This is a genomic window from Paracoccus sp. NBH48, from assembly GCF_015390265.1.
Lineage (GTDB): Bacteria > Pseudomonadota > Alphaproteobacteria > Rhodobacterales > Rhodobacteraceae > Paracoccus > Paracoccus marcusii.
In genome coordinates this window covers 603268-620436 of sequence record NZ_VUOJ01000004.1, presented here as the reverse complement: position 1 = coordinate 620436, position 17169 = coordinate 603268, and the positions used below count along the sequence as shown (strand labels likewise).

19 protein-coding genes and 1 pseudogene are annotated in these 17169 nt (G+C 68.0%); 12 read left to right on the top strand and 8 right to left on the bottom strand.

Going from position 1 to position 17169, the window contains the following annotated elements; translation table 11 throughout:
* The first annotated feature begins 71 nt into the window (after positions 1-71).
* Positions 72-1400 (top strand): L,D-transpeptidase, encoded by a 1329-nt coding sequence (locus F1642_RS09915; protein ID WP_194886140.1) that lies wholly within the window; start codon positions 72-74, stop codon positions 1398-1400.
* On the top strand, positions 1397-2218 hold the full coding sequence (locus F1642_RS09910) for an extensin family protein (RefSeq protein ID WP_194886139.1): 822 nt from the start codon (positions 1397-1399) through the stop codon (positions 2216-2218). Before F1642_RS09915 ends, F1642_RS09910 begins: the two co-directional genes overlap by 4 nt.
* Before the next feature lie 4 nt (positions 2219-2222).
* Here the strand turns inward: F1642_RS09910 and F1642_RS09905 are convergent, their stop codons facing one another.
* Together F1642_RS09905 and F1642_RS09900 are read right to left on the bottom strand one after the other, a co-directional pair.
* Complete coding sequence (locus tag F1642_RS09905; protein ID WP_045980973.1) at positions 2223-2954, bottom strand: Crp/Fnr family transcriptional regulator; 732 nt, start codon at positions 2952-2954, stop codon at positions 2223-2225.
* A gap of 113 nt (positions 2955-3067) precedes the next feature.
* Positions 3068-4390: a FliI/YscN family ATPase gene (locus F1642_RS09900; RefSeq protein WP_046000726.1), complete on the bottom strand. Its 1323-nt coding sequence runs from the start codon at positions 4388-4390 to the stop codon at positions 3068-3070.
* 99 nt (positions 4391-4489) lie between these two features.
* Here F1642_RS09900 and F1642_RS09895 point away from each other — a divergent pair, with 99 nt between their 5' ends.
* The 10 genes from F1642_RS09895 (at position 4490) to F1642_RS09850 (ending at position 10114) form a co-directional block, all read left to right on the top strand.
* Positions 4490-4879 (top strand): FlgB family protein, encoded by a 390-nt coding sequence (locus F1642_RS09895; protein ID WP_045980975.1) that lies wholly within the window; start codon positions 4490-4492, stop codon positions 4877-4879.
* A gap of 12 nt (positions 4880-4891) precedes the next feature.
* Positions 4892-5284 (top strand): flagellar basal body rod protein FlgC, encoded by a 393-nt coding sequence (gene flgC / locus F1642_RS09890; protein ID WP_045980976.1) that lies wholly within the window; start codon positions 4892-4894, stop codon positions 5282-5284.
* Positions 5285-5296: 12 nt separating this feature from the next.
* A complete protein-coding gene (locus F1642_RS09885) occupies positions 5297-5581 on the top strand; it encodes a flagellar hook-basal body complex protein FliE (protein ID WP_194886138.1) in 285 nt (94 codons plus the stop codon).
* Between the two features lie 15 nt (positions 5582-5596).
* A complete protein-coding gene (locus tag F1642_RS09880) occupies positions 5597-5863 on the top strand; it encodes a flagellar biosynthetic protein FliQ (RefSeq protein WP_042250834.1) in 267 nt (88 codons plus the stop codon).
* A 1-nt stretch (position 5864) separates the two neighbouring features.
* Positions 5865-6581 carry a flagellar hook-basal body complex protein gene (locus tag F1642_RS09875; RefSeq protein WP_045980978.1) on the top strand — a complete coding sequence of 239 codons (717 nt, stop codon included), beginning with the start codon at positions 5865-5867 and terminating at the stop codon, positions 6579-6581.
* A 9-nt stretch (positions 6582-6590) separates the two neighbouring features.
* Positions 6591-7376 carry a flagellar basal-body rod protein FlgG gene (gene flgG / locus F1642_RS09870; protein WP_194886137.1) on the top strand — a complete coding sequence of 262 codons (786 nt, stop codon included), beginning with the start codon at positions 6591-6593 and terminating at the stop codon, positions 7374-7376.
* Positions 7376-7789, top strand: coding sequence for a flagellar basal body P-ring formation chaperone FlgA (flgA, locus tag F1642_RS09865; protein WP_045980980.1), 414 nt, complete (start codon positions 7376-7378; stop codon positions 7787-7789). The genes flgG and flgA overlap by 1 nt, the downstream gene beginning before the upstream one ends.
* 11 nt (positions 7790-7800) lie before the next feature.
* The gene (gene flgH, locus F1642_RS09860) at positions 7801-8526 is read left to right on the top strand and encodes a flagellar basal body L-ring protein FlgH (RefSeq protein ID WP_046000723.1); all 726 of its coding nucleotides are present in this window, start codon (positions 7801-7803) and stop codon (positions 8524-8526) included.
* Between the two features lie 10 nt (positions 8527-8536).
* Entirely contained in the window at positions 8537-9103 is a 567-nt protein-coding gene (locus tag F1642_RS09855; protein ID WP_194886136.1) for a hypothetical protein, read from the top strand.
* 84 nt (positions 9104-9187) lie between these two features.
* Positions 9188-10114: a glycosyltransferase gene (locus F1642_RS09850; protein ID WP_194886135.1), complete on the top strand. Its 927-nt coding sequence runs from the start codon at positions 9188-9190 to the stop codon at positions 10112-10114.
* Between the two features lie 3 nt (positions 10115-10117).
* Here the strand turns inward: F1642_RS09850 and F1642_RS09845 are convergent, their stop codons facing one another.
* The 6 genes and pseudogenes from F1642_RS09845 to F1642_RS09820 all read right to left on the bottom strand — a co-directional run bounded on the left by F1642_RS09845 (position 10118) and on the right by F1642_RS09820 (position 17160).
* Entirely contained in the window at positions 10118-11221 is a 1104-nt protein-coding gene (locus F1642_RS09845; RefSeq protein ID WP_045980982.1) for a flagellar basal body P-ring protein FlgI, read from the bottom strand.
* Positions 11218-12231: a hypothetical protein gene (locus tag F1642_RS09840; RefSeq protein ID WP_194886134.1), complete on the bottom strand. Its 1014-nt coding sequence runs from the start codon at positions 12229-12231 to the stop codon at positions 11218-11220. The genes F1642_RS09845 and F1642_RS09840 overlap by 4 nt, the downstream gene beginning before the upstream one ends.
* A 2-nt stretch (positions 12232-12233) precedes the next feature.
* Complete coding sequence (gene flgK, locus F1642_RS09835) at positions 12234-13679, bottom strand: flagellar hook-associated protein FlgK (protein ID WP_194886133.1); 1446 nt, start codon at positions 13677-13679, stop codon at positions 12234-12236.
* Between the two features lie 36 nt (positions 13680-13715).
* The gene (locus F1642_RS09830; protein WP_194886132.1) at positions 13716-15014 is read right to left on the bottom strand and encodes a flagellar hook protein FlgE; all 1299 of its coding nucleotides are present in this window, start codon (positions 15012-15014) and stop codon (positions 13716-13718) included.
* A 76-nt stretch (positions 15015-15090) separates the two neighbouring features.
* A complete protein-coding gene (locus F1642_RS09825) occupies positions 15091-15867 on the bottom strand; it encodes a flagellar motor protein MotB (protein ID WP_194886131.1) in 777 nt (258 codons plus the stop codon).
* Between the two features lie 79 nt (positions 15868-15946).
* Positions 15947-17160, bottom strand: a pseudogene (locus tag F1642_RS09820) (phenylacetate--CoA ligase family protein).
* Positions 17161-17169 lie beyond the last annotated feature (9 nt).

Here is a 17169-nt window from a genome sequence, read left to right as displayed (position 1 = left end):
TGTGACCACTGCGCTATCTGGCGGTTTTCCGCCTGATGCCGGATGTTGCGCCTTCACCATCGGAGCTTCCCATGACGCCCCACCCCGTCCGACCGCTGCTGCTGGCCCTTGGCCTGTCCCTGGGCTGGGCCTGGCCCGCCGCGGCCCAGACCCCGGACCTGCCCTTCACCGCCGCCGAGATCGAGGCCGCGCAGTATGACGGCAGCGATCTGCCCCGGGGCCGGTCGGCCCTGACCGCCAAGGTGCAGCTGCTGCTGGACCGGTCCGGGACCTCTCCGGGCGTCATCGACGGGTTCAAGGGCGGGATGAGCCAGAGCGCGATCAAGGCGTTCGAACGCCGTACAGGTCTGCCCCAGGACGGCGTGATGGACCCCCATGTCTGGAACCTGCTGCAGTCCTTCGCGACGCGCCCCGTCACCCAGACCTATGTCGTCACCGCCGAGGACGCCGCCGGGCTGGCCGCGTCGATCCCCACGGATTACGCAGAAAAGGCGCTGATGCCCGCCATGGCCCATACCAGCGTCGCCGAACGCCTGGGCGAGCGGTTCCACATGGACGAGAAGTTCATCGAGTTCCTGAACCCTGGCGTGGCCCTGGTACCCGGCGCGACCATCCAGGTGATGGCGCCGAATCCCCGCCTGCGCGGCCAGGTCACGCGGATCATCATCGACAAGGACAACCGCCGCGTCGCCGGATACAACGCCCGCGGCCAGATGGTCGTGGATTACCCGGCAACCATCGGCAGCAGCGCCACCCCCTCGCCGCAGGGGGCGCACAACGTGCGGACCGTGGCGATCAACCCGAACTATACCTATAATCCCAACGTCAATTTCCGCCAGGAAGGCAACGACAGTCCGCTGGTCATCCCGCCGGGGCCGAACGGGCCGGTGGGCACCGTCTGGATCGGGCTGACCAAGCCCACCTACGGCATCCACGGCACGCCCACCCCGTCGCAGCTGTTCGCGAACCAGTCGATGGGCTGCGTGCGCCTGACCAACTGGGATGCCGAGGAGCTGGCCGGCATGGTCACCATCGGCGGCACCGAGGTCCAGTTCCTGGATGCCGGGGTCACCATCGCCGACGTGACCGGCAGCGGCACCGCGGTCAGCCCGCCCGTGGCCGAAATCGCGCTGCCCGAGGGCACGACCGACCAGATCACGACGCCCGACCCCGCGCAGCCGCTGTCGTTGCCCGATCCTCAGGCGCCTGCCACCGTCGCCCCGACGACCCCGACCCCCACTGCCCCGACGCCTGTAGCCCCCGCGGCCACGGATCCAGCGGCCATCCCTGCCGCGCCGGATGCCGCCGCGCCCGTGACCCCCGATCCGCTCAGCGATGCCCTCAGCGGCGCGCTGCCCGAAGGGTTCGTCGTCCCGCCTCTGGAAGAGGCACAGCCATGATCCGCGCGGCGGGGACGATCATCGCGTTGACGCTGGCGGTGGTCCCCGCCCTGGCGCAGGAGCGCACCCCTGAGGCAGAGCCTGACACCGCCCACACCGCCGACCGCCCGCCCGAAAAGCCCGAAGCTGCGGAACCGGCGCCCGTGCCGGACCCGGTCCCTGATGCGATCAGCGAATCGGTACCGAACGAACCTGCGGCGCAGCCCTTCGGCCCGCCGCCCCCGCCGGTCTGGTTCACCTTGGCCGAGACGGACGCGGAATACGACGCCTGCCGACTGGCGCTGTCAGTGATGGGCACGCAATTCCGTCCCCAGCCCCCCGTGACCGACCCGGACAACCGCGACTGCGGCATCGCCCGTCCGCTGCAGGTCAGCCGCATCCTGCCCGACGTCGCCCTGTCGGGCGAGCCGGTGATGCGCTGTGCGGCCGCGCTGTCGCTGGCCTTGTGGACGCGAGATTTCCTGCAGCCTGCCGCGGGGCTTCTACCCGAAGCGCCGCGCCTGACCGCGCTGGAGACCGGACCGGCCTATTCCTGCCGCGACCGCGTGGGGACCGGAGAGGCCGACCCGAAACCGTCGGAACACGGCTATGGCAACGCGATCGACGTGATGGGCTTTCGCTTCGACGATGGCGATCCCGTGCTGGTGCAGCCGCGCCAAGGCGACGGCGATGCCGCCGAAAGCTTTCAAAAGGCAGCGCAGGGGACCGGATGCCTGCTGTTCACCACCGTTTTGGGACCGGGATCGAACGCCGCGCATGACGACCACCTGCATCTGGACATGGCGGCCCGGAACGGCGGCTGGCGGCTGTGCGAATGACGCCTCAGCGGCTCTGACGCTCCATGTCCAGATAGGTCGGGTCGAACCGGGCCAGCATCGCCAGGCCCTTCCAGTCCAGGATCGACACATCCGCCCCCGACCAGCGCAGCAGGCCGCGATCGCGCAGATCGCGCACGGCCCGGTTCACGTGGATGGGTGAATATCCCAGGATATCCGCCAGTTCCCGTTGCAGCAAAGGCAGAGAGAACTGATGGTCGGCCGCGGCGCCGACGGCGTTCAGGCGGGTATAGACCTCGCACAGCAGGTGGGCCAGATGCGCGCTGGAGCGCAGCGAGGCCGCCGCGACCAGCCATTGCCGATGCACCGCCGCGTCGATCAGCGTCGCCATCCACAAGAGGCGCGTCAGGTGCGGAAAGTTCTCGGTGATCTCGACCAGTTCGTCGTGATCGACGAACTCGACCTCGGCGGGACCGACAGCGACGACGGAATGTTCCAGCCCGGCCAGAACGAACCCGTGCAGATCGACGAAATCGCCCGGCACGTGCAGGGCGGTGATAACCCGTTCGTCGGGCCGCCCGACCAGGCGGTGCGAACGCGCCGACATGCCGCGCAGCATCATGCAGCTGCGTTTCGCCACCCGGTCGACGGGGACGATCACCTCTCCGGATGCGAAGCTGACATGTTGGGTGCGCAGGGCGCGAAGACGGGCCAGATCGCGTTCGGGCAAGCTGTCACGTCGTTGAAGGAAGCGGATAAAATACTCGGTAATCGCCATTCCGCCCCTCCTTCTAAGGCAGCCGGACAGTTGCAAATCGGGATTCTGGACGCAATGGTCCCCCCTTGCGTTCTAACATTGATTAAGCCAACGCAACGCGGCGCCGCTTGGTTTCACGCGCGCGCGCGCATGGGCAGGCGCAGCGCGGCCTCCAACGCGGCAAAGCTGTCCGCGATGCCGGGGCAGCGGCGCGTCACGAATTCGTCCAGCTGGGGGTACAATCGCACCGCCTCGTCCAGCTTGGCGTCCGAACCGGGCGCATAGAGGCCCGCACGGATCATCAGTTCCGATTCGGCGTAGGCGCCCAGCGCCGCGCGGGCCCGCCCGATGGCCGCGTTCTCGACCGCGCTGGCGGCATCGGGCAGCGACCGTGACACCGACCGCACCACGTCGACCGCCGGAAAGCGGCCCCGTTCCGCGATGGTGCGGTCCAGCACGACATGGCCGTCCAGCGTCCCCCGCAGGATGTCGGCCACCGGCTCCTCCATGTCCGATCCCGCGACCAGCACGCTGAAGATGCCGGTGATGTCGCCCGACCCTTCCGGGCCGGGGCCTGCGCGTTCCGCCAGCGCCATGATCAGGTTCGACACCGACGGAGGAAAGCCGCGATAGCTGGGCGGCTCGCCCGCGGCCAGGGCGATCTCGCGGTGCGCCTCGGCAAAGCGGGTGATCGAATCGGCCAGGAACAGGACGTGGCGGCCCTGGTCGCGAAAATGCTCGGCCACGGCCATCGCGGCCCAGGCACAGCGCCGCCGGATCAGCGGCGACTGATCCGAGGTCGCCGCGACGATCACCGCGCGGGCCATGCCCTCCGGACCCATCGTCTTTTCGACGAATTCGCGCAGTTCGCGACCGCGTTCGCCGATCATGGCAATCACCACGACATCCGCCTGTACCCCACGTGCCATCTGCGACAGCAGCGTGGATTTTCCCACCCCCGACCCCGCGAACAGGCCGATCCGCTGTCCCGCGACGATGGGCAGCAGCGTGTCGAAGACAGCCATTCCGGTGGCCAGCCGCGCCCCAAGGCGCTTGCGCGTGGCGGCAGGCGGCGCTTCGGTCCGAAAACTGCGGCGCGTCAGGCCCTGGGTCAGCGGGCGGCCGTCCAGGGGCTGTCCCAACGGGTCGATGATCCGGCCGATCCAGGCATCGCAGGGGGCGATTCGCGGCGCGAAGTCCAGCTGCACCTGGGCGCCGACCGACAGCCCCTCGATCGGGCCCTCGGGCAGGATCTGGGCGGCACGGGGCGACAGGCCCACGATCTCTCCGCCCAGATCGCCCGATTGCAGGGCGATTCGCACCCGGTCGCCGACCGATGCGCGCCCGTTCAGCCCTTCGGCGGCGATCAGGCCCGCGCGGATCGACTGCACGCGACCGTAATGCGTGGCCAGGCGCAGCTGCGACAGCCGGCGCGCGATCGATTCAAGCTTGTCCATCCGGTCTCCTTTCGCCGCGTGTCGAAAATCCGGCGGCTGAAACGGTTTCTAAACCAATTGGGGTTAAGACCGGGTTTATCGAGATTGAGGAGAAGCCTCATGTTTGAGAAGATCGAAATGCTGCGGATGGCCCGCGCGATGGGCCAGCACACGCAGGCCCGCCACATCGAGGTGGCGCGCAACATCGCCAATGCGGACACGCCCGGTTTCCGTGCCCACGACCTGCAGCCCTTTGCCGAGACCTATCGGCAGGCCGAGGAGGGCGGCACGCTGCGCGTGTCGAACGCCCGCCACCTGGATGCGCCGCAATGGTCGCCCGGCGGGGCGCGGGTGATCGAGGTCGCGGGCCCCGTCTCTCCGAACGGCAACTCCGTGTCGCTGGAGGAGGAGATGGTCCGCGCCGCCGAGGTCAAGAGCAGCCATGACCGTTCGCTGACCATCTATCGCTCGGGGTTGGACCTGCTGCGGTCCAGTCTGGGACGCAGGTAAGGAACCACCACCATGACCGATCAGATTTCACCGCTGCGCATGGCAGCGTCGGGGATGCGTGCGCAGACCGAACGCCTGCGCCACACGTCCGAGAACATCGCGAACGCCGACACGCCCGGCTATCGCCGCAAGCTGGTGGCCTTCGAGGAGGCCGTCCGTTTCGGCCGCACGACGGGCGAGGTCCAGGCCGGCCGCATGCAGCTGGACCAGTCGGCGCTGCCGCGCATCCATGACCCCGCGCATCCGATGGCCGACCAGGACGGCTATTACGACGGATCCAACGTCGATCTGGTGATCGAGCTGGCCGATGCCCGCGAGGCGGGCCGCAGCTACGAGGCCAACCTGCGCATGTTCGAACAGACCCGTCAGATGAACGGATCGCTTCTTGATCTTCTTCGCCGCTAGAAAGGCCGACCCATGATTTCAGGATTGAACGCCGCCAACGCCTATTCCGCCGCCCGCACGGCCGTCGCCCCCCAGCAGGGATCGGAGTCCCTGGCCCGCGTGGGGCAGGCCGCCGAGGATTTCGCCGCCCAGATGGCCCAGGTCGACCAGGTCGCCACCGGCGCCATGACCGGCCAGACCAGCACCCAGCAGCTGGTCCAGACCATCGCCGAGGCCGAGCTGACCATGAACACCGTCGTGGCGATCCGCGACAAGGTCGTCGAGGCGTACCAGGAAATCCTGCGGATGCCGGTGTAGGGAAGGAACGTCGTGATGGGAGAGACGGTCCTTTTCGACATGCTGCGCCAGGCGCTGCTGATCTCGGTCCGGATCTCGGCCCCGCTTCTGGGGGTCGCGCTGATCGCGGGGGTGGTGATCGGCCTGTTCCAGGCGCTGACCTCGGTTCAGGAGATGACACTGACCTTCGTGCCCAAGGTGGGGCTGATGCTGGTCGTCTTCTGGGTCTCGATGAGCTTCATGACCACCGCCCTGGCGGATTTCTACCTGGGCGAAATCATCCCCATGATCGCGGGCAGCTGAGATGGACAACGCAATCTATGCCAGCCTGTCGCGGCAATCCGGCCTGATGGCCGAAATGCGTGTCGTGGCCAACAACATCGCCAATGCCAACACCACCGGTTACCGGCGCGAGGGGGTGATCTTTGCCGAACACCTGTCCGCGCTGGACAGGCAGGGCGACACGCTGTCGATGGCCCACGCCCGCGGCCGCCTGCTGGACCTGCAGCAGGGCGGGCTGACGCAGACCAACAACAGCATGGACCTGGCCATCGAGGGCGAGGGGTTCTTTCTGGTCGAGGCGCCCGACGGGCTGCGCCTGACCCGCGCGGGCGCCTTCATCCCCTCGGCCGAGGGGGAACTGATGACCGCCGACGGCCACCGTCTGCTGGACGAGGGTCAGGCGCCGATCATCCTGCCGGCCGGCGCCAATGCGGTGGCCATCGGTGCCGACGGCACGCTGTCGTCGAACGGCCTGCCCTTTGGCCGCATCGGCCTGTTCACCCCGCCCGAAGGCACCGACCTGACCCGCCAGAGCGGCACCGGCTTCGCCGTCGAGGGCGAGCCGCAGCTGGTCGAGGAGGGCCGCATCCGCCAGGGCTTCCTGGAGGACAGCAACGTCGACCCGATCTTCGAGATCACCCGCATGATCGAGGTCCAGCGCGCCTACGAGCTGGGCCAGACTTTCCTGGATCGCGAGGATCAGCGGATCCGCGGCGCGATCACCGCCATGACCCGATAAGGAGCCACCATGAGAGCCCTGCAGATCGCCGCCTCCGGCATGAGCGCGCAGCAGACCCGCGTCGAGGTCATCTCGAACAACCTCGCGAACATGTCCACGACCGGCTACAACGCCCGCCGTGCCGAATTCGCGGACCTGCACTACCAGCAGGCCGCCCGTCCGGGCAGCGTCACCGCCGCCGACGGAACGGTGATCCCCGCCGGGGTCCAGCTGGGCCTTGGCGTGCGCCCGACAGCGGTCAGCGTGAACCTGCAGCAGGGCGCGCTGACGCAGACGGGCGGCGACCTGGACCTGGCCATCGAGGGCGATGGTTATCTTGAGGTGACGCTGCCGTCCGGGGTCTCGGGGTATACCCGCGACGGCGGGCTGAAGCGCTCGCCCGAGGGGCAGATCGTGACCTCGGACGGCTATCCGGTCGTCCCCGACATCATCATCCCCGAGGATGCCCGCGCCATCACCATCAATGCCGGCGGAGAGGTCTATGCCTACTTCGCCGACCGGGTCGATGCCGAGCTGCTGGGCCAGCTGACCCTGGCAGGTTTCGCAAACGAGAAGGGCCTCGAGGCGATTGGGTCCAACCTGTTCATCGAGACCGCAGCCTCGGGCGGCCCGCAGGTCGTGAATCCCGGCCAGGACGGCCTGGGCACCCTGCGCCAGGGCTATCTGGAGGAAAGCTCTGTCGATGCGGTGCGCGAGATCACCGACCTGATCAAGGCGCAGCGCGGCTACGAGCTGAACGCCAAGGTCATCACCGCTGCCGACCAGATGCTCGGCGCCACGACGCAGGTGCGGTGATGCGGGCGCTGATCGTGATGCTGGCGCTGCTGCCGGGGGCGGCCTTCGCAGGCGCCCTGGGCGCGGCGCACACCCTGCCGGTCGGGCACGTGATCGCGGCGGGCGACCTGACGGTGATCGACAGCGACCGGCCCGGCCTGACAGACCCGTCCGCTGCGATCGGGATGCAGACCCGCATCACCATCTACGAAGGCCGGCCGCTGCACGCCAACATGCTGCAGGCGCCCCGCGTGATCGGCCGCAATCAGATCGTGCGCCTGCGCTTTCAGCGGGGCGCCCTGCAGATCGACACCGAGGGGCGCGCCATGTCGGACGGCGCCGCCGGAGAACTGATCCGCGTCATGAACATGGGCTCGCGCAGCACGGTCACCGCCCAGGTGATGCCGGACGGCACGCTGGCCGTCACCAATTGAGAGGAACGACGATGAAACCCGCCTATCTGCTGTGCCTGGCCCTTGCCGCCGCGGGCTGTTCGCGGGCCGCAAATATCGGCCAACCGCCCGAACTGACCTCGCCCCGCGAGACTGAGGAATTCCTGGCGATGACCAATCCGCCCCTGAACCTGCCGCTGGATTCGGGCCGCCCCGAGGCCGCGGCCTCGCTGTGGGCCGGCACCCAGTCGTCCTTGATCAGCGACCGTCGCGCGGCCATCCGCGGCGACATCCTGACCGTCGTGATCGAGATCGACGACGAGGCCACGATCAGCAACAGCAGCGGCCGCAACCGCTCCAGCAGTGAGAGCCTGTCGATCCCGCAGATGGTCGGCATCCCGCAGCGCCTTGGCGAGAAGCTGCCCGAAGGTGCCAGCTTCGACAACTTGGCCGACGCGTCGTCGTCGTCATCCTATCGCGGCAACGGCAACATCTCGCGACGCGATCAGCTGACGTTGCGGGTGGCGGCGACGGTCGTGGACACCCTGCCCAACGGCACGCTGCAGATCCAGGGCACGCAAGAGGTCCGCGTGAACTTCGAATTGCGCGAGCTGACCGTCAGCGGCTTCGTACGCCCCGCCGACATCGATCGCAGCAACGAGATCGCCTATGACCGCATCGCCGGTGCGCGCATCAGCTATGGCGGCCGCGGCCAGATCACCGATGTGCAGCAGCCGCGCTATGGCCAGCAGATCGCCGACATCGTCCTGCCCTATTGAAGGTGTTCCCGTGATCAAGAAAATCATTCCCATCGCCCTGCCCGTGCTGGCCCTGGTCGGCGGCGCATTCGGTGGCGACATGCTGCGCGCCCCCGCATCACCGGCCGATCCCGCAACCGAGGCCGCAGCCCCGGACGATCACGGCGCGGCCCCCACCGATGACGGCCACAGCGGTGGCGAGGATCATGGCGGCGACGATCACGGGGGCGGAGACCACGGCGGTGGCGACCATGGTGGCGGGGGTGACCCTACCGAGGCCGCCTATTTCCAGTTCCCGACCCAGTTCTTCGTGCCCTTGATGCGTCAGGGCGACCTGCGCGACGTGATGATCCTGACGGTGACCCTGCAGACCGACGGGGCCAACCTCCAGGCGCTGTCGAAGAAGGAGCACATCCTGCGCGACGCCCTGCTGCGCCAGCTGATGATCCACGCCAATACCGGCGGTTTCGACGGCAACTTCACCGCGGATCGCAACCTTGTCACCCTGCGCGAGGGTCTGCTGCAGGCCGCCAAGACCGCAACGGATGCCCCCGTCACCGCCGTCCTGATCGAGGATATCGCCCGCCAGCCGGGCTGACCGCTTGCCCTTGCCGCGCCTTCGGGCCAGAACCGCAGACACCCGGAGCGACCGCTTCGGGTGTCTGCTTTTCCGGAGGGGCCGTTGCACGCGCATCATGTGGTGATCCTGATGGCGACCTGGCAGGGCGCGCCGCACCTGGGCACGCAGCTGGACAGCATCGCGGCACAGACGCACGCGGATTGGTCGCTGATCGTGTCCGATGATGGGTCGACCGATGAAACCCGGCAGATCGTCGAACGGTTCGCGGCGGATCGGCCCGCAGGACAGGTGCGCCTGGTCGACGGACCGCGCGCGGGCGCCACGCGGAACTTCCTGTCGCTGCTGGATCACGTGCCCCCCGATGCATCGGCCGCGTTCTGCGATCAGGACGACCAGTGGCTGCCGCACAAGCTGGCCCGCGCGATGTCCGCCTTGCAGGGGTTGGCCGGACCCGCCCATTACGCCGCCCGGACCATCATCACCGATGCGGACCTGCGCCCCTTGGCACCATCGCGCCGGTTCCTGCGTCCCTTGGGCTTTCGCAACGCGCTGGTCCAGGCCTGCATGGCGGGCAACACCTCGGTGTTCAACCGGCACGCCGTGGCGCTGCTGCAGCACGCCGCGCCGCATGCAATGCGGGCGGGGGTGATCTCTCATGACTGGTGGGCCTATCAGGTCAGCGCGGGCCACGGCGCGACGCTGATCCACGACCCGGAACCCGGGTTGCTGTACCGCCAGCATGCCCGATCCGAGGTGGGGCGCAACGATACCTTGCCTGCGCTGGCCGCGCGGCTGCGCAAGCTGATGGCCGGGCAGTTCGGCGGCTGGCTGCGGGCCAACCGCGCCAGCCTGTTGCCCCTGGATCTTCCGTCCGACAGCCGCGCGACGCTGGCGCATCTGGGCCGGATGCTGGACAGCACCGGGCCGCAGGCCGTGATGGCCATGCGGCGTGGCGGATTTTATCGGCAGACGCGGCCCGGGACGGCGGCCCTTGCGCTGTCGGCGCTGACCGGCGCCCTGCGCGCCTGATCGTTACTCGACGATCAGGTCCGCGTGCAGGGCACCTGCCGAATGGATCGACTTCAGGATGTCGATCATGTCGCGGGGCCGCACCCCCAGGGCATTCAGACCGTCGACCAGATCCGACAGGTTGGTCTCTCCGGCCACCTCGACAAAGCCGATGCCGGGTTCCTGGTTCACGTCGACGGCGGTGCGGGGCACGGTCACTGTCTCTCCAGCGGCAAACGGGTTGGGCTGGGACACCAACGGCGCCTCGGCCACGCGCAGGGTCAGGTTGCCCTGCGACACCGCCACCCGGGAAATGCGCACGCGTTCGCCCACCACGATCGTCCCGGACTTGTGGTCGATCACGACCTTGGCCCGGTCTTCGGGTTCGATCAGCAGGTTCTCGATCCGGCCGACGACGCGGGCGGGGTTCACGTCGCCCAGGCCGCGGAAGTTCACGACGACCGTGCCGCTGTCCAGCGTGACGGCCAGTTGACGGTTGAAGTCACGGTTGATCGCGTCCTCGACCCGCGTGGCGGTGGTGAAGTCGGCATTGCGCAGCGCGATGCGGATGTCGTCGATGCCGGCGAAATCGAACTCTACCTCGCGCTCGACCCGGGCGCCCACCGGGATGCTGCCGGTGGTGGGCACGCCTTCGACCACGCGGGCCGCGTCGCCCTGCGCCGCGACCCCGCCCGCGATGATCGATCCCTGGGCCACGGCATAGATGTTGCCATCCGCGGCCTTCAGCGGGGTCATCACCAGCGTACCGCCCAGCAGGCTTTTCGCGTCGCCGATCGCAGAGACGCTCACGTCGATCCTGCTGCCCGACCGCGCAAAGGGCGGCAGGGTGGCCGTCACGATCACCGCCGCCACGTTCTTGGACCTCAGGGCGTCATCGGTGACGTTCACCCCAAGCCGTTCCAGCAGGCCGGCCAGCATCTCTTCGGTGAAGGGGGCATTGCGCATGCCGTCGCCCGACCCGTCCAAGCCGACGACAAGCCCATAGCCGACCAGGTCGTTGCCCCGTACGCCGTCGAAATCGGCCAGATCCTTGATGCGCACGGGCACGGCCAGGGCCGAGGTCGCCACGGCCATCCACAGGATCAGTGCTTGCAGAACTGTCTTCATCGCAGGAAATCCACCAGCTTGAGGTTCGCCAGCCGCGCCTGGACCGCATAGAGCGATTCCAGCTGGCTTTGCACTTCGGTCAGGGCTGCTGCCGTCTCGAACGGGTCAGCGCTGCGAATGTCGCCGCGGGCGCGTTCCAGCGTGTTCAGGGTCGAGGTCCCGGTGACCTGCGCGCGCTCGACGGTCTGCTGGGCAAGGCCCACACGCCCCATCTCTCCCAGAACGGCGCTATCCGCGGCGACCATCAGGGTGCCGCCCGTGGACAACAGCTCCCTCCGCTCGGCCACGTTGCCCGCCAGGATACCGCGGTCCAGGATGGCTGCGGTCGCCAGGCCCTTCAGCAGGTCGCGCACCGGGCCAGACGCACCGGTCGTCTGCATCTCGACCGAGACGCCTTCTCCGACGGTGATCCGCTGCGGCTGGCCCAGGGTCCCGTGATAGGCCGTGTCCAGAAACCCGCCGCCCCCGGCCGGAGCGTCGAACCAGTCGGACACCGCCTGCGCGACGTCTGCGGCCGTGGTCAGCGGCGCGACGATGGCCTGCAGGCTGTCAAGGATGCTGGTCGCATCCGACAGGGGGGCCACGTCTGACGCCTCTCCGGACAGAAGGTACCGATTGCTGTTCGTGCCGTTCAGCCTCTGGATCACCGAATCGAACGCATTGGCCACTTCTGTCGACCGCGTCCCCAGCAGGGCCTGGTCGTTGAACGGGTCGGTGGCCAGAGCCAGGCCCAGCTCCGTCGTGCTGAGCCGGACGGCGTCGAACATGTCCTGCACTGCCTGCAGCCGGATGCCCGCATCCTGACCGTTCTGGCGCATCTGCCCTGCCAGCTGGATGCGGCCTTCGATCTCGTTCAGGGCGCGGGTGTTGCCGCCGACGCGCTGGCCCACATCCGCGACCTGCCCGGACGCGACCTCCTGGGTCAGGGTGGACAGGGTCGTCTTGATCCGGTTCGAGGCGACCTGCAGCGCATAGGCGCGGGCTTGGTCACCGATACTGTTCAGGGTCACGGCTACATCCTCAGGATCTGGTTGATCATCTCGTCCACGGCGACCAGCACGCGGGCATTGGCTGCATAGGACTGTTCGTATTGCAGCAGGCGTTGCATCTCGGCGTCGCTGTCCACGCCCTCGGCCATCAGGCTGGAGGCGATGGTCGACTGGCGGCTGCTGCGGATGGTCAGGTCGGCCTCGGCCTCGACCCGCCGGGTCGACACACGCGACTCGACCGACCCGAACCGGGCGGTCAGCGTGCCGTTCCCCTCGAAGCCGCTGCCCGCCTGCGCAGGGCGGGAGGCGTCCAGCGCCTGGACCAGCGCCGAAAGGATCGCGGATTGGCCCGTCGGTTCGCCGTTCGCAGCCTGCAGGCCCGACCTCAGGCGCCACAGCTGGCCCCCCTGTCCCGGATCGACCGTCGCATTCAGTGCGATCCGACCGGACAGGCCCACGACCGTCGCTGCGGTCGCGCGCGCACCGCCGTCGGTGAACAGCCCGGCATCGGCAGCCCCGAGGGACGGATCGACGGCGGGATCGACCAAACGCTGGTGCAGGTCAAAGGCCATGTCGTCCAGTTCCGACTGCATCTGCGGGGCCAGCTGATCGCGGATCTGGAAGTTGGCGGCCAAGGACCCGCCGCCGAACAGGCGCATCTGCGCCGCGGTGACCGGCGTCCCGTTCAGGGTCAGCAGTTCCAGGGGTGCGCCAACGACCTGACCCGCGGTCACCTGATCCGCGCCTGAAAATCCCAGCCGGGCCGGCACGCTGCCATCCAGCAGCACCGCCCCCTCGGCGCTGAACAGGGCGACCTTGCCCGAGTCGCGCGCGACCTCCTGGACGGGAATGATGCTTGCGATGCGGTCGATCACCTGCTGGCGTTCGTCCATCAACGGGGTGGCATCCTTGCCGTCGGAATCCAGGATGGAGATGCGCGCATTCAGATAGGCCACCCGCTCCAGCGAGGCGTTCACCGTCGCCACGTCGGACGCGATGCCCTGCTGCGCGGCGCTGCGCGCGCCCTGAACCGCGGTCGACGCCGCGTTCAGCCGGTCCGCCAGCGCGGAGGCCGTGCTGACGACCTGCGACAGGCGGATCTCGTCATCGGGCCGCGTCGCCGCACTGCTGAGCGCGGCCTGGAAATCGGTCAGCGCACCCGACAGGGAATGCGCCTCTCCGGGAAGACCGATGACCTTTTCCATCGACCGGTGAAACGACGCGCGTGCGGTGCCATCACCGACGGACGAGGCCGCCAGGCGCGATTCGGATAGCAGGCTGGAATTGACGATCCGGGTGATGCCGTCGATGCGCACGCCCCCGCCGTGCAGTTGGGCGGACACCACCATGTCGCGCCGGGCATAACCGGGCGTCATGACGTTGGCGATGTTCGACGCCACCGTCTCGGTGCCGCGCGCGGTGGCGGTCAGCCCCGACATCGCGTTCGATATCGCCTTGGCAATGCTCATGTCCGGCCTCCTTCACCCGATCCCCTGCGGGACGGATCAGCGCTTGATGTTCGTGGTTTCCTGCAGCATCTCGTCGACCGTCTGGATGATCTTGGCGTTCGACGAATAGGCGCGCTGCGTGGTGATCAGATGCGTCAGTTCCTGCGCGATGTCGGTGGTCGACGCCTCGCGCGCATAGCCGGCGATGGCGCCCGTCGGCCCGTCGCCCGCATCCCACAGAAAGAAGCCGCCTGAATCGGGCGATGTCTTGAAGGCCTGCCCTTCGACCGCCACCAGGCCGTTGGGATTCGGGACGTCGATGACGGGGATCTTGTACAGCGCCTTGACGAAACCGGTGTCGTAGGTCGCCTTGACATAGCCCTGCGGGTCAACCTCGACCGCGACCAGCTGCCCCACCGGAGAGCCGTTCTTGACCACGTTCGATGGAGAGAAGCTGGCCGCCAGCTGCTTCAGGCCCGAGGCCCCGCCCGGCACGCCGATGGAAAGCTCTATGTTGCCGCCCCCGACGGTCAGCGGGATCACCCCGGTTGCCGGAACATAGCCGCCGCCGACGACGTTCTGCAGCGCGCCGCCCGCCCCCTGGCTGTCGTCGAATGTTACCTGGAAGGTAGAGATTGGGTTGGCCGCGGGATCACTGGCACTGTCGCTGATGCTGACCGTCCAGGTGTTCGACATGCCGGTTGGATCGCTGGTGTCGGGCGTGAAGGTGATGTCCAGCGACTCCGAGGTTCCCAGGTTGCCGAAATACTCGACACGCAGCGGCAGCGGGTCGCCCGAGCCGGTGGGTAGGGTCTCTGTCGCGGGCAGGTTGGCGCCAAGCGACACCTGCGTCGTCGGATCCCCGACGGGGCGGTTCGATTCGATGCGGATCGGCTGCAGTGCGGCCGACGTGTCGCGCGCGACAAGCGGCATGCTGCCGTCCGCGGCCGTGGGCCAGCCCATCAGCACCAGCCCGCTTTCGGTGCGCAGCAAGCCGCCCGCATCGGGACGGAACGCACCGGTCCGCGTCATCATCAGCGACGGCGTCCCCCCACCGGTTGCATCGTTCAGGGTCGTCACGGGCAGCATGCCCCGCCCGGTCATCGCAAGATCCAGCGCATTCGAGGTGGTCACGATCGCACCGTCCTGCGACACCGATCGCGTCGTCGACGCGCGAACGCCGCCTGCGGTGTAAAGGCCCGCCCCCTGCCCCACGACCAGCGCATTGAAGTCGGTCTCGACGCGCTTGTACCCGAAGGTCGATGCGTTCGCGATATTGTCCGAGATGGTTCCCAGCCGCGACGAGTTCGCGGCAAGGCCGGACACGCCGGCATTCATCGCAGAGGAGATGGACATGGACAGACACCCTTCTGATTTCGGTCTTGTCCGTCACCCTGCCCGTGAACGCTTAAGATAAGGCTAACCGCGACGGCTACCTGAGTAAAATCAGCTCTATCCGGTTGTTCAGCGGGTCCATCGGGTTGCCCTGCCGGTTCTTGCGGTCCGCATAGCCGCTGACCCGCTGCACGCGCTTGCCGTCGAAACCCTGCTGTTCCAGCAGGTTGCGCACCGTATGTGCCCGGGCATCCGACAGCGGCCAGACCGGCGATGCGACCAGGGTTTCTGGATAGGCGCGCACATGGCCCGAGATCGCCACGTCGTTCCTGACATGCCGGATGACCCGCGCGATGATTCCCATCAGTTCGGACAGGGCGGGCTGGGGCTGGGCGGTGTCCTCGACGAAGAGGGGGGCGTCGGTCAGATCGCCCAGCTCGATCACCAACCCTTCGTCGGTCATGCGGGTCACGACATGCTGCAGCAGGTTGGTCAGCTGGGATGATTCGGCGCCCGTGCCGGTCAGGCTGTCCTGGACGGCGCGGGCGACCTCCTCGAAGTCGCCGGCACTGTCGCTGTCGGGCAGCGGCGCGTCGACCGCGTGACGGACGCCGTCCTCGGTCCCGTCACCGCCGCCGCTGGTGGTGGCGTTCGGCGTCTGGATCACCGTCGGTGCGAAGTAGTCGGCCAGACCGGTCTTCTGCTCCTCGGTGGTGGCGTTCAGCAGCCACATCAGCAGGAAGAACGCCATCATCGCGGTCACGAAATCCGCATAGGCGACCTTCCACGCGCCACCGTGATGGCCGCCGTCGGACGACGCCTCGACGCGCTTGATGATGATGGACGGCCCGTTCAGCCCCTTGCCCGCAGCCATGATGTCTATCCTTCGTTCCGGTCAGGCATCCTTGTCACCGGGGCAAAGGTTTCGATCAAGTTAACGGATCAAATGCGTCCTATTCATAGCTGCGGCGATCCTCGATGACCTTGCCGTCATTGGGCAGGCTGCCCGGTGCCACCAGTTCGATGTCGCCGCGCAGCTTCAGCGTGTCCATGACGGATGCGGCATAGTCGCCCCCCTGACCCGCGGTTTCCAGCTGGACGGTCATCACGTCCATCTCTCCGCGACGATCGGCGATCACGCGGGCGCGGGACACATCCGCATGGCGCGCGACCAGGGCCGCCACCTGTTCGGGGCGCACGAACATGCCCTTGATCTTGGTCGTCTGATCGGCGCGCCCCATCCACCCCTTGATACGCATGTTGGTACGACCACAAGGACTGGTACCTGCAAGGACCGCAGACAGGTCACCCGTCGCGAAACGAACCAGCGGATAATCCGGGTTCAGCGTGGTCACCAGCACTTCGCCGACCTCGCCGTCGGGAACCGGATCGCCGGTGCCGGGGCGCACGATCTCGACGATCACGCCCTCGTCCACGATCATTCCCTCCATCGCCTCGCTCTCATAGGCGATGTTACCCAGATCGGCGGTGGCATAGCATTGCCGCGTGACGATCCCCCGGTCGGCATACATCTGGCGCAGCGACGGGAACAGCGCGCCGCCGCCCACCACGGCCTTGGTGAAGGACAGCACCTCGCCCATCTCGTCGGCACGGTCCAGGATCACCTTGAGGAAATCGGGCGTGCCGGCATAGCAGGTCGTGCCGATGTCGACGGCCGCGCGCACCTGCAGTTCTGTCTGCCCGGTGCCGGCGGGCAGGACCGCCGCATCGACGGCCCGCGCGCCCGATTCGAACATCATCCCGGCAGGCGTCAGGTGATAGCCGAAGCAGTTCTGGACGATGTCTCCCTGCCCCACGCCCGCGGCATGCAGGAAGCGGCCAAGCCGCCACCAGTCGCCGTCGCGCCGACCGGGTTCATAGATCGGGCCGGGCTTTGAAAGATGTGGTCGAACTGCGCGGCGGGGCGGGTGGTATAGCCGCCGAAGGGGGGCTGCTTGCGCTGCGCCTCGGACAGCTCGGCCTTGCGGATCACCGGCAGGCGGGCCAGCGCGGCGCGGTCGGTCACCACCTCCGGCTCCACGTCGCGCAGAAGGCGCGCCATCGCGGGGGCCAGCTTGGCGCGGCTCAGCGCCAGCGGCAGGGCCTGGGCCAGCGCCTCGGCGCGCTGACCCTCGTCGCGCGTTTCCAGATCGTCGTAATATCCCATGATGACCCC